The sequence below is a fragment of the Clostridium hydrogeniformans DSM 21757 genome (assembly GCF_000686705.1).
Lineage (GTDB): Bacteria > Bacillota > Clostridia > Clostridiales > Clostridiaceae > Clostridium_Z > Clostridium_Z hydrogeniformans.
In genome coordinates this window covers 114267-127628 of the sequence record NZ_JMLJ01000006.1, presented here as the reverse complement: position 1 = coordinate 127628, position 13362 = coordinate 114267, and the positions used below count along the sequence as shown (strand labels likewise).

The window sequence follows — 13362 nt, the reverse complement described above, 5'->3', positions numbered from 1 at the left end:
GTAAACTATATAAATAATTTAAAGGACGTACTACTTTGATTATAGTTCAGAGATTATCTACTGTAAGGAATGCAGATAAAATTTTAGTGTTAGATGAAGGGAAAATCTATGAAGAAGTTACCCATGAGGAGCTAATAAATAATAATGGGATTTATTTATGGTTATCCACTAAGAAACATCTTTTAGTATAGGTCATAAAGTCTAGTAACAAAGAGATTACTAGGCTTTTCTATTTATAAAGTATAGAACCATAGATAATATTAAGTTTTTAGATAATTGAAGAAAATAACCATATTTTGTATAATTAAAATATATATAATTTAATTTGCAAGCATATATAATTTATAAGTTTAAGAGAGGGAAATATGAATATACATTTTGAGAGTATTAATCCAAATAACTGGAGAAGTTTTAATTCACTAAAAGTTAAAGAAAATCAGAAAATCTTTGTTTCATCTAATGTGAAAATCATGGCAAGAGCCTTTGCATATAGAGAGTGTAATAGTCAGGTACATGGTATTTATGAAGGAGGTACACCAATAGGAGTGTTATCACAATATGATTTAAAAGAAGGGGATAAACTTTTATGTGTTCTTGATCAGTTTATGATTTCAGGAGAGCATCAAGGAAAAGGTTATGGAAAAAAAGTTATGGACTTATGGATTGATTCAATAAAAAATGAAGGTAAATATGAATTAATAATTCTTTGTTATATAAAAGGCAATGAAATGGCAAAAAAATTATACCTTAATATAGGATTCTACCATACTGAAGAAAAGGATGAAGAGGAAATTATTATGAAATATAATCTAAAATAGCATGACTTTTATTTCTAGAAATATTAATGATATTTTAGAATATTGTACATTTATGTCTATAAAAAATAAAGATATTTGAGACTTTGTACACTTCTATTGTAGAAAATATAGTAGCAATTTACATATATTTAAGATAACTATTTGGCAAAGAGGGAAAAGAAAAAGGTGGTATTGTATTTTAAAATTATTATTTAAAATACAATACCACCTTTTTTATATAAGTTTACACTTTTTAAATTTCTAATAAATCAGCAAAGCCTTTTCCAAATACTTCTTTTGAGTCTGTTACAGTTATAAAAGCATCAGGGTCTACTGACTTTAGTTTTTTCTTTAATTCTAGGAACTCTTTTCTACTTACAACTACAAATAATACTGAATTCTTTTCCTTTGAATATACTCCTCTTCCTTCTAGGGCAGTACATCCTCTAGATATTTCATTTATAATTATTTTTTCTATTTCTTCACCCTTGCTAGTTATGATTATAACCTGCTTACAAAGGGTAAATCCATCTATAAATTTATCTATAAGTATTCCCATTAGAAATACTCCAAGGAGTCCTAATAATCCTTGCTCTATTCCAAAAACTTTAAAAGCTAATATTGTAACTACAAAGTCTGTGAATAATTGGCATTTACCTATATCTATATGAAAATATTTATTTATGATTTTAGCTATTATGGTTGTTCCACCTGTAGAAGAGTCTTGATTAAATACTATTGCTATACCTAAGGCTGCTATAATAGCACCAAAAATAGTAGCTAAAATTAAATTGTTTGTAAAAGAGAACTTTGGTAAAAATTTCTCCATAGCCCATAATATTATGCTTAAGCCAAAGGCAGAGTAAATACTTTTAGCACCAAAGTTTCCACCCATTAGCATAAATGCGAATATAAATAATAATACATTACATGATAGCATGGCAATTCCAGGAGAAAGCCCTGTTAATTTATTTATAAGTAATGATAATCCAGATAATCCACCAGCAACAATGTTGTTAGGGAAGAAAAAGTATTGAAGTCCTATGGCTAATAATAATATACCTAGTGTCATTAGTGCATATTCTTTTATCTTATTGTTTTTCATTTTATTCCTCCTTTTGTTTTTATAAATCTAATTACGAATATATAATTTCTTTAGATTAAGATAAACTTTTTTTATAAAACATATATTTTTATAGGATTTTAATATAAGTTTTTAACTTATTCATTAAAAATATCCTTAATTTATCTTGTCTTAGGCACATGAATAAATTAATTTTAGAATTTTAAAATATATAGTTCATCTTCTATAGTTTATGGCATAAAAAATAAAGTTAAACTAATTCATAGTAAAATTTTACTTCACATGAATTGGATTTAAACTAATAGGGGACTTTATAATCTTATTTCTATCCTTAAGGGCATAGAGAATTAGAGATGTAAAGTCTTTAGATAAATATAAATTAGTTTCTAAGATATTTTAAGCTTAAGAATAAATTTATATTTATTACTAAGAGTAGTGAGTGATATATAGTATACCTTTATTAGAAAAGATAAATTAAATATTTTATTATTTTAAAGCCTGTAACAAAAGATATAATAAAAAGCCTTAATTGTCAAGGGTTCCTTATGTTTTTAGATGTTTTAAGTAGGGAAAACTAGAACTTTATTAGGTGGTAACAGGTGTAAGCTTTAAACATCTGTTAGAAAAACAGTAATTATTTTAAGAAGAAATAAATATAAGAGGAGTTTTTTAAGCACTGTATTAAAAAATAGAGAAGATAGGGTAGTAATCTAACAAAAAAATATATTTTTTATAAATATTATGGCATATTAAAAAAATAAAAAGCAACTTTTAGTAACCCTATATAGAAAAAGAGCATAATAATTATAAGAAAAGTCATATACTTAATAGGCTATAAGATTTTAATAACAAGGTATTATTTAAGTTACAATTTAAGAAATAATATTAAAAGTTTAAAATAGAAGAGGAATAGTGAGGATTAGTTTTATAAAATAGATATTGAAAAATTATAATTAATAAGGAATAAATGTAAGATATAGGTTGAATATTATACAAATTAAGTATACAATGTGTAAGGCTAATAAAATTATAGATAACATTAACTTATTAATAGAAAAAATATTTTATTTATACTTATTTAATCATAGAGATAAAGTAATTATAGAGTATGAATTATTATACAATGTTTCATCTTATATGTAACAATTAACACATTTTGGATTGAAATCTACACTAAAATGATATTTATTAATATTAAGAATAGATTTTACTATACATTTTAAATAAAGAAAAAATTAGTTATATTATTTTTACAGGAAATTCACTTAACTTAATGAAAAAAGGTATCAATAGCAAATTGGCATTTACTTTTAATAAAGAGGGTGGTTTTTTGAATTTTAAAAGCACAAAAAATAAAATTTTATTTATTTTCACCTTGATTTTTTCCCTAATATATTTAGGGTGGCGTATATTTTTTACAATTCCTTTTGAATACGGGCTTATTGCAGTAGTAGCTGGACTGTATCTTTTAATCATAGAGATAATAGGTATGTTTGAAGCAAGTATTCATTTCTATAACATGACCAATGTGGAGTTTCCTGAACGTCCTAATATAGAAGACTATGAATATCCTCACATAGATGTATTTATAGCCACATATAATGAGCCAGTTGAACTTTTATATAAGACAATTAATGGGTGTTTATATATGGATTATCCAGATAAGTCTAAGGTTCATATATACCTATGTGATGATGGTAACCGTAAAGAGATGAAAGATTTATGTAGAAAAATGAATATAAATTATATAACCAGAGAAGAAAGGAAACATGCAAAGGCAGGAAACCTAAATCATGCAATGATGAAAACAAACTCTCCCTTAATTGTTACAATGGATGCAGATATGATTCCAATGCATGACTTTTTAATATCTTGTGTTCCTTATTTCTTTACAGGAGATAAGGTGGGATTTGTACAAACTCCCCAAAGTTTTTATAATCCAGATTTATTTCAATTTAATTTACATTCAGAGGGAAGAATTCCTAATGAACAGGATTATTTTTATTTAGACATTCAATCAGGAAGAAATAAGTCTAACTCAGTTATATATGGTGGTTCTAATACAATTATTTTAAGAGAAGCCTTAGAGGAGATTGAAGGGTTTGCAACTGGAGTTATAACAGAAGATTTTGCAACTGGAATAGAAATTCAAAGTAAGGGATATAAATGCTATGCCATAAATAGTATCCATGCCTCAGGGTTGTCACCATCAGATTTAAAAAGCTTAATTAAACAAAGAAAAAGATGGGCAAGAGGGTGTATTCAAACTGGAAGAAAGAAAAATATACTTTTTAAAAGAGGTCTTAGCATAACCCAAAAGCTTAACTATCTTGCTTCTGTTTTATATTGGTTCTTTCCTTTGAAAAGATTAATTTATATTATGGCTCCTATTTTATTTACAGTTTTTAATGTTATTGTCGTAAAGTGTACATTACTTGAAGTTATTGTATTTTGGCTTCCTATGTATGTACTTACTAATATATGTATTAAGAAGCTATCAGGAAATATTCGTAATAATAAATGGACAAATGTTTATGAAAATATTTTATTCCCATCTTTATTTTTTCCAATTATATTAGAAACCTTTTGTATTACAGAGAAAAATTTCTCAGTTACAAAAAAAAATAAGATGGAAGATGATAGAAGATACCAAATTCTTTGTGCACTTCCTCATATTGTTCTAGGGATTCTATCTGTTATTGGGATTATAAATTGTATAAGATGGACTTTTAAAACAGGATCTATTGGTATGATAGTGGTATTATTTTGGCTACTAATAAACTTTTATAATATTGTAATGTCTATTTTCTTTATGACAGGAAGAAAGAGTTATAGAAAACATGAGCGTACCATGGCAAGTGTCGATTGTACTCTTAGAAATAATGATTTTAATATAGAGTGTTTAACTAGTGACATCTCAGAGGAGGGGTTTTCTGTAACATTAGATTTCCCTAAATATATTGACCATAACTTAGAGTGGGATGTGATTTTAAACACTGATAGATACAATAGTAGATTCAAGGCTAGAATAGTACACGTATATAACATGAAAGATAGATGGAAGTACTCTTTTCAGATTATAGATATTAAGGAAGAGGATAAAAGAGAACTTTTACAAATTGTTTATGATAGAGTGCCTTCTTTACCTAAGGTACTAAAGAAGGATGGAAGTACCTTTGAAGATCTTAAAATAAATACATTTAAAAGAATGGAAAAAGAAAGGTTTTCTAATAGAAAACTAGCAAGATTCTTATTAGATGAAACTGTTAAAACTTCAGATAATGAAGAAGTTACATTAAAGGATTTTAATTATGAGTATACTAGAATTAATACTATGGGTAAGAATCCTAAAACATTAACTATACTCTTAGAAAATAATATTAAATTAAAATGTAAGTTTGTTGCATCAGCTAAAGAAGGTGGAGAGAGCCTCTATGTTATTACAAATTATAAGTCATTAATAAAAGATAAAAATTTTGAAGAGATTTTAATAAAATGGATGGGTAACTTTAAAAAAGTAACAGAAGAAAAGAAAAATATTAAGAAACAGAATAAAAATATTATTCTAGATGAACTAGATGAAATGTCCTATATATAAGGGGAGGTTGCTATGACACAGAAAAAGAGTAATATAAAAGTTTTAATGGGTTTTGTATTTAGTTTATTAGTTTTAATAGGCTTTAATTTTCCTTCATATGCGTCAGCCTCTACCTTAGATATACCTATGGAGAACTTAACTTTAAAAGATAGTGGAGGAGAAAATAGCTGGGACAAGGTTAATGAAAATGGAAATATAATTTTAAATATGAACACCAATGGATTAGAAAAAGGTTATTATACATCTCAGCTATATGTTAATTCTGAAATGGATTGGTCTTCCTATGGGGAGATAGGGTTTTATATAAAAAATCTATCGGACAAGCCTCTAAGGATTAATTTATTTATTATATTGAAGGATGGAAAATATATAACCTTAGGAGAAGACTCCTATGTATTATTAAAAAAAGACAATGAAAAAAATATGAGGTTAGGTAATATTGAAAAGGGATTAATTGAATTAGATAAGAGTTTTCAGGGAAGAGTTCACGTTCCTTTTCAAAATTTTAGGATATCTAAAGAAGAGTTAGGAGAGATAGCTTCCTATGGTATTACAGCCACAACGAAAGAAAACACTATTCAAAAGATGGAAATAGGAGGGGTTAACCTTATTTCTTCTAGTGATACTTATATTCCAGAGGATATTTCTAGCTTAAAACTTATTGGGGATAAAACTGTAATGAAGCCCATAGTTGGTGAATCCATTGAAGAGTACAGCTTAGTAATTAATAATGAAGAAGGTGGAGAAAAAAATTATAGGGTCTACTTTTCTTTAAATGAAGAGGAGAAGGGGATATCAATCACAGAAAAAGGAAGATTAACTGTAGCCACGGATACTACTGTAGATAAGGTTAATATTAAATCTATAATTGATAATAAGGTTAATATAATATTAGAAGTTTCCTTAAAGGAGTCATCTGTAAGAGAGTTAAAGGATGTAGATGGAGTAAGTCTTTTAGTACCAAAGACAGAGGAAATTAAAGAAGTTAGTAATCCTAAAAATATCTTAAATAATAAATACTTAATTTTTATATTTAGAGTCATTGGGATTTTAATAGTTCTTGTAGTATCAATGTTTTATTTTATATGGAGAAGACGATGGAAGAAGGGATTATAAATACAGTACTCAGTGAGGTATACCACTTCATATATAAAGGGGGGATTTTATGCTTTTTTCTAGTATAGTTTTTTTATTTTACTTTCTTCCAATAGTTTTAGTTACCTATTATCTTTTAAGGAAATCATATAGACTTAAAAATATTTTTTTGTTGGTGGCAAGTTTATTCTTTTATGCCTGGGGAGAACCTTGGTTTGTACTAATTATGATTCTTTCTATAATGTTAAATTATATTTTTGCACTAATAATTGATAAGTATAGAGATAAGAAATCAATAGCACGGCTTATTCTTATTTTAACCTGCGTTACTAATTTAGGAATTCTTTTTGTCTTTAAATATCTTGGATTTACTATTAGAACAATAAATGAGATGGCAAGGTTAAATCTTTCTATACCTAATATAATACTACCTATAGGAATTTCATTTTTTACCTTTCAAGCTATGTCTTATGTAATAGATGTTTATAGGGAGGATGGTAAAGTACAAAAGAACCCTCTTTATGTTGCTTTATATATATCCTTCTTTCCTCAACTAATTGCAGGACCCATTGTAAGGTATAGTACAATTGCAGACCAGATGGATAACAGAAAGGAAACCTGGCAAAAGATTTCTATAGGAACCTGTAGGTTTATTACAGGACTTGGTAAGAAGGTGCTAATTGCTAATAACATGGCAATTATAGCAGATAGAATTTTTCAAATGAATACTGATGCAGGTGTGGTAGCAAGCCTTGCATGGCTTGGATCTATTGCTTATACCCTGCAAATATTCTTTGATTTCTCAGGATATTCTGATATGGCTATTGGACTAGGATTAATGTTTGGATTTAAGTTTGAAGAGAATTTTAATTATCCATATATATCAAAGTCTGTTACAGAGTTTTGGAGAAGATGGCATATATCCCTTGGAACTTGGTTTAAGGATTATGTTTATTTTCCATTAGGAGGTTCTAGGGTAAGTAATAAGGATAAAATAATACGAAATTTATTTGTTGTTTGGATGCTTACTGGTATATGGCATGGAGCTGAATGGACATTTATATTATGGGGACTTTCTAATTTTGTTTTTATCTCCATGGAGAAGTTCTTTGGCATAGATAGAATGGAGAAACATAAAATTCTTAGAAATATATATACCTTGTTTATTATTAATTTAAACTGGGTTATCTTTAGATCTAAGAATCTTATTGAAGCAAGAAAGTTTATTTTAAATATGTTTGGAGTTTTAGGAAATGGATTTTGGAGTGATTATACCTTAATGTTTTTAAAGGAGTACAGTTTATTTTTAATAGGAGGAATTATATTTTCAATTCCCCTAGCTAAAAGAATAAATAAGTTTATTGTAGAGGGACGCAGAGGGAGTATACTTCTTGAAGTTGGGTATCCCTTTGTAGTTATCACATTATTCTTAATCTGTGTATCCTATTTAACAAAGGGTACCTACAATCCATTTATATACTTTAATTTTTAAGGGGGGATAGGTATGAATAGACAATTTATCAAAAAGTTTATAACAACCATAGCTTTTATCATATTTTTATTTACATTTTCCATATTAAACCTATATAAAAGCTATGGCCCTCTTAAGGAAACAGTAAAAAAGACAGATGTTTCTTCTTTAAGAGAATATATTTCTAATGTGGAAAAAGCAATTAATGATAATATTTATGGGAAGTATACTCTTATTGAGAGCTATGGATATATGCAAAAACTTATGGGGAAAAATGAGTTATCTAACTTTGAGGTGGTAAAGGATACAGAAGGAAAGCTACATTTTACCTATTTTACAAATAAGGAAAATCCAACCGAAGAGATTAAAGAAAAGTTAAAGGATCTTAAGGAAGAAGTAAAGGATCCAGAAACTAAGTTTATATATTTGATGACCCCTGATAAATATGTAAGGGGACATACAGAATTTCCAAGAGGCATACCTTATCATTATAATAATGAAACTGCAGATAAGTTTTTGATGGAAGTAAAATCAGAGGGAATTGATACCATAGACTTAAGAGAAGAGATTTTAGAAAGTGGAATAAAAGGAGAAGACTTATTCTTTAATACTGACCACCACTGGAAGATTGAAACTGCTTTTTGGGGATTTACACAAGTTGTTAAAAGTCTTAATGAAAAATATAATATGGGACTAGATAAGAATAATTTTTATACTGATATTAATAATTATAATATAGTCAATTACAAGAATTCTTTTGTTGGTTCTATGGGAAGAAAGACAGGAAAGTACTATACAGAGGTGGATGATTTTTCATTAATATACCCTAAGTTTAAAACAGATTATGACTTTTATTTTGAAAATAGCTTTAATAAGGGGACTTTAACAGGAAGATTTGAGGAGGCACTGGTAGCAATTAATCCACTTAGAAATAATGATGTGTATGGATTAGCACCAGATAAATATTTTTCTTATCTTTATGGGAATCAGCCCTTTGCACATATTAAAAATAAAGAAAATAAAAATGGACCTAAGGTACTATTTATAAAGGATTCTTTAGCTGTTCCATTAATATCATTCTTTTCTTCGGTATGTTCAGATGTTTATATATTAGATCCAAGATATTATAAAGATGATATGTTAAGGGTTATAAATAATACAGAATTAGATTTTATTTTTGTTTCATATTCACCACCAGACTTAGTTAAAGAGTTTTTTGATTTTAGAAAGAAATAAAAATATTTTGTAGAGTTTAAAGATTAAGCCACATACCTAGATTTTAACTGGTATGTGGCTATTAGTTCAGGGTAAAATATTTAGTTATTAGAGAAATTTATCTGATGGCTATAAGCTGTAACATCCCCATCCGCGTGTAAGCTGGGGATAACAGTTGATACGCCCCTAGATTAACTCATCTAACCTTCAGGTGGTGGAAAGAACACCACCTGAAGAAAGATTTGTTCTATATATAATTAATATAATAATTATATTATACTAATGAATTTTCAACACTAATGAAGTGGCTTAAATATTATTTCCTATATATTCTAATATTCTTCTTCTTTGTGGTTGTAATCTTTTTCACAATCACACTTTTCGTAGCCATAGTCTTTTTCATCATATTCTTTTTCATGTCTTTCATCTTTTTCACAGTCACATTTTTCATATCCGTAGTCTTTTTCATCATATTCTTTTTCAGGTTTATATTCATGTTCATCATATCCATAACCACATTTTTCATGATGAGGTCTTACAGGTCTACAATATTTATATTCAGGATACTTTCTACAACGGTAATAGTAGTATCTAGGTTCACATTCTTTCTTCTCATAACTTCTGTCATACTCATAACCCTTGTCATAATCATTATCGTAACCATTATCATAATCATAAGAATTATCATATTCTTTTTTCTTATCATGACATTTTACAGGTCTACAATATTCATACTCAGGATACTTTTTGTGTTTATAGTAGTAGTATCTAGGTTTACATTCTTTTTTCTCATAACTATTGTCATAATCATAACTATTGTCATAATCATTATCATAGCTCTTATCATAATCATAAGAATTATCATATTCTTTTTTCTTATCATGACATTTTACAGGTCTACAATACTTGTACTCAGGATACTTTTTGCAGCGATAGTAATAGTATCTAGGCTTACATTCTTTTTTCTCATATCCCTTGTCATAGTCATAGCCATAATCATAATCATCATCATTGTCATAGTTGTCATCATAGTATTTCTTACTATAACAATAGCTTCCGCCACCATAAGATTTTTTATCATTAGTATCTCTATAAGAATCATACATATAATACATAACTGTACCTCCTAAATAAGTGAAGATAGTATATTCTATGTTAATTAGAATAGATTTGTGATTAAAAATATAAAAATAAGTCGAGATTTAATAAATGTAAGGAGTGTTAAAATGTAGAATTTTATATTAAATTATAGTAATTTTGTAGAAGAGTAAACAAAGTATAGATATAAAGGTATAAGATTACATTAAAGGGAATAGAAGAGGTAGAACTATTTAATATAGTTCTACTGTTTATAGGATATATTGACATAATAATTTAATTATGTTATATAAAAATTAGGGATTAGCACTCAATGAGTGAGAGTGCTAACATCTGATTTTTTCATAAAGTAAAACCTAATTTAGGAATATAGGTATATAAATTAAATTTATATCTCTCTCTAAACCACTATAAATCAAAGATATATTAATGAAGAGGTGAAAGATTTATATTAAAACCCTATATAGGTTTTTTACATAAACACTTAACTTATACCTTAAAAATATCCTTGATTTATCTTTCTTTGGATAGATGTATAAATTAAGTTTAAAACTTAAAACCTATAGTTCTACTTTAGATAATTTTAGCTTAAACAGATTAGGGATTTTATACTTTGCCTCTATATACATAATGTGCGTAGGGGATTAAAAAGGTAAGGTCTTAAAAAAAGATGTATTGTGAAAGGGGAGATTTATTTTGGAAACAAAACAATTTAAAGCAGAATCCAAAAGACTTTTAGATCTTATGATCAACTCAATCTATACTCACAGGGAAATTTTCTTAAGAGAGCTTATTTCTAATGCTAGTGATGCCATTGATAAAATTTACTATAAGGCATTAACAGATGATTCAATTACCTTTGAAAAAGAAAACTATTATATTAAAATTCTTTCTGACAAAGAAAATAGAACAATAAGAATTTCTGATACTGGTATTGGAATGACAAGGGAAGAGCTTGATGATAATCTTGGAGTTATAGCGAAAAGTGGCTCCTTAAACTTTAAGAAAGAAAACGAATCAAAAGAAGGTCATGACATAATTGGTCAATTTGGAGTAGGTTTTTATTCAGCATTTTTAGTAGCAGATAAAGTTACTGTTATAAGTAAGGCCTTTGGAAGTAATGAAGCTTATAAGTGGGAGTCTAAAGGAGTAGAAGGCTATACAATTGAGCCATGTGATAAAGATTCCTTTGGTACAGAAATTATACTTAAGATAAAAGAAAATACAGAAGATGAAAACTTTGATGAATATATAGATGAATATAAGTTAAAATCTATAATAAAGAAATACTCTGATTTTATTAGATATCCAATAAAAATGGATATAACTGAAAGTAGACTTAAAAAAGATAGTGAAAATGAATTTGAAGAATATGTGGAGGAGCAGGTTATAAACAGTATGGTTCCTCTATGGAGAAAGAATAAAAATGAACTTAAGGAAGAGGATTATGAGAATTTTTATTCTGAAAAGCACTATGGATTTGATAAACCTATAAAACATATTCACATTAGTGTTGATGGAGCAGTTAGCTATAACTCAATTTTATTTATTCCAGAGAAAACTCCATATGATTTCTATACTAAGGAATATGAAAAGGGATTAGAACTTTATTCAAATGGAGTTTTAATTATGAATAAGTGTAGTGACTTATTACCAGATTATTTTGGGTTTGTAAAAGGTATAGTAGATTCTGAGGACTTATCTCTTAACATATCTAGAGAGATTCTTCAGCATGATAGGCAATTAAAGTTAATAGCTAAGAATATAAAAACTAAGATAAAAAATGAACTTGAAAACATATTAAAAAATGAGAGAGAAAAATATGAAAAATTCTATGAATCCTTTGGAAGACAATTAAAATATGGCGTTTACAGCGACTTTGGAGCTAATAAGGACGTACTTCAAGATTTATTAATGTTCTACTCATCAAAAGAGAAAAAGATGGTTACTTTAGCTGAATATGTTTCTAGAATGGCAGAGGATCAAAAATATATTTATTATGCTTCTGGAGAATCTAATGAAAGAATTGAAAAAATGCCACAGACAGAACTCTTATTAGATAAGGGGTATGAAATATTATACTTTACAGATGAGGTAGATGAATTCGCAATAAGAATGTTAATGTCTTATAAGGAAAAAGAATTTAAATCTGTATCAAGTGGAGATTTAGGTATAGAACCAGAAGAAAATGAAAAAGATTCTACTTTAGAAGATGATAATAAAGAGCTTTTTGGATATATGAAGGATGTACTAAAGGATAAAGTTAAGGATGTTAGAGCATCAAAAAGATTAAAGAACCATGCAGTATGCTTATCAAATGAGGGTGAGCTTACTATTGAAATGGAAAAAATACTAAACTCTATGCCTAATAATGAAAATATAAAGGCTGATAAAGTATTAGAAATAAACGTAAATAATGAGGTGTTTAAGGCATTAAAAGAAGCATATGAAAAAGACAAAGAGAAATTAAGCTTATACACTGATTTACTATATAATCAAGCATTGCTTATAGAAGGATTATCAATAAATGATCCAGTAGAATTTACAAATAATATTTGTAAGATAATGCTATAATAAGAAACCACTTTCAAGAAAATATCTTGAAAGTGGTTTTTTATAAGTATTAAATAATTTTATACTTTAAAATTATTATACATCAATGATTTTTATGAACATCAAAATTATATCCTTACTTTTCTATTGATTTTATCTTGTATTTAGCTAGAGTATTTATGTTACTGCCTGTAGGAGGTAGTACTAAGAGTAAACCTGTTAGTTTTTAATAAGATTATATAAAGTATTAATCTTAGATTTCCTACTTAACTTATAGAAAATTTTTATTAGAATAATAGATTAGAAAATTAAGAATAAGAGAAGTTTTAAACTAGGAGTACTATATAGGGCGCTTTAACATAAAAATTTAACTTATTCATTGGAAATATATTTGATTTATAATGAGTTAAATAGATATATAAATTAACTTTAAAGGTTAAAGAACTGTATC

9 protein-coding genes are annotated in these 13362 nt (G+C 27.2%); 7 read left to right on the top strand and 2 right to left on the bottom strand.

Annotated elements, in window-relative coordinates:
* Nucleotides 1-35 precede the first annotated feature (35 nt).
* Nucleotides 36-191, top strand: coding sequence for a hypothetical protein (locus BR69_RS21755; protein WP_160169931.1), 156 nt, complete (start codon nt 36-38; stop codon nt 189-191).
* Nucleotides 192-365: 174 nt separating this feature from the next.
* Nucleotides 366-818, top strand: a complete 453-nt coding sequence (locus tag BR69_RS0103220) for a GNAT family N-acetyltransferase (protein WP_034849287.1) — start codon at nt 366-368, stop codon at nt 816-818.
* Nucleotides 819-1050: 232 nt separating this feature from the next.
* On the opposite strand, the gene BR69_RS0103215 is transcribed toward BR69_RS0103220, so the two are convergent.
* The gene (locus BR69_RS0103215) at nt 1051-1902 is read right to left on the bottom strand and encodes a YitT family protein (RefSeq protein WP_027631906.1); all 852 of its coding nucleotides are present in this window, start codon (nt 1900-1902) and stop codon (nt 1051-1053) included.
* A 1309-nt stretch (nt 1903-3211) separates the two neighbouring features.
* On the opposite strand from BR69_RS0103215, the gene BR69_RS0103210 reads away from it, so the two are divergent.
* The 4 genes from BR69_RS0103210 to BR69_RS0103195 are packed head-to-tail and all read left to right on the top strand — an operon-like array spanning nt 3212 to nt 9281.
* Nucleotides 3212-5479 (top strand): glycosyltransferase, encoded by a 2268-nt coding sequence (locus BR69_RS0103210; protein ID WP_027631905.1) that lies wholly within the window; start codon nt 3212-3214, stop codon nt 5477-5479.
* A 12-nt stretch (nt 5480-5491) separates the two neighbouring features.
* Complete coding sequence (locus BR69_RS0103205; protein ID WP_027631904.1) at nt 5492-6595, top strand: hypothetical protein; 1104 nt, start codon at nt 5492-5494, stop codon at nt 6593-6595.
* Nucleotides 6596-6644: 49 nt separating this feature from the next.
* Complete coding sequence (locus BR69_RS0103200) at nt 6645-8066, top strand: MBOAT family O-acyltransferase (protein ID WP_027631903.1); 1422 nt, start codon at nt 6645-6647, stop codon at nt 8064-8066.
* Nucleotides 8067-8078: 12 nt separating this feature from the next.
* Nucleotides 8079-9281, top strand: a complete 1203-nt coding sequence (locus tag BR69_RS0103195) for an alginate O-acetyltransferase AlgX-related protein (protein WP_027631902.1) — start codon at nt 8079-8081, stop codon at nt 9279-9281.
* 311 nt (nt 9282-9592) lie between these two features.
* Here BR69_RS0103195 and BR69_RS19765 read toward each other — a convergent pair whose 3' ends face one another.
* A complete protein-coding gene (locus tag BR69_RS19765; protein ID WP_034849285.1) occupies nt 9593-10375 on the bottom strand; it encodes a hypothetical protein in 783 nt (260 codons plus the stop codon).
* Between the two features lie 679 nt (nt 10376-11054).
* Between BR69_RS19765 and htpG the strand changes: the two genes are divergently transcribed.
* Nucleotides 11055-12932 carry a molecular chaperone HtpG gene (gene htpG / locus BR69_RS0103185; protein WP_027631901.1) on the top strand — a complete coding sequence of 626 codons (1878 nt, stop codon included), beginning with the start codon at nt 11055-11057 and terminating at the stop codon, nt 12930-12932.
* Nucleotides 12933-13362: the final 430 nt, after the last annotated feature.

What these genes read in the sequence shown, in the direction of transcription:
- BR69_RS0103220 (WP_034849287.1), top strand. Translation starts at nt 366, where the DNA reads ATGAATATACATTTTGAGAGTATTAATCCAAATAACTGGAGAAGTTTT.
- BR69_RS0103215 (WP_027631906.1), bottom strand. Translation starts at nt 1,902, where the DNA reads ATGAAAAACAATAAGATAAAAGAATATGCACTAATGACACTAGGTATA.
- BR69_RS0103205 (WP_027631904.1), top strand. Translation starts at nt 5,492, where the DNA reads ATGACACAGAAAAAGAGTAATATAAAAGTTTTAATGGGTTTTGTATTT.
- BR69_RS0103200 (WP_027631903.1), top strand. Translation starts at nt 6,645, where the DNA reads ATGCTTTTTTCTAGTATAGTTTTTTTATTTTACTTTCTTCCAATAGTT.
- BR69_RS0103195 (WP_027631902.1), top strand. Translation starts at nt 8,079, where the DNA reads ATGAATAGACAATTTATCAAAAAGTTTATAACAACCATAGCTTTTATC.
- BR69_RS19765 (WP_034849285.1), bottom strand. Translation starts at nt 10,375, where the DNA reads ATGTATTATATGTATGATTCTTATAGAGATACTAATGATAAAAAATCT.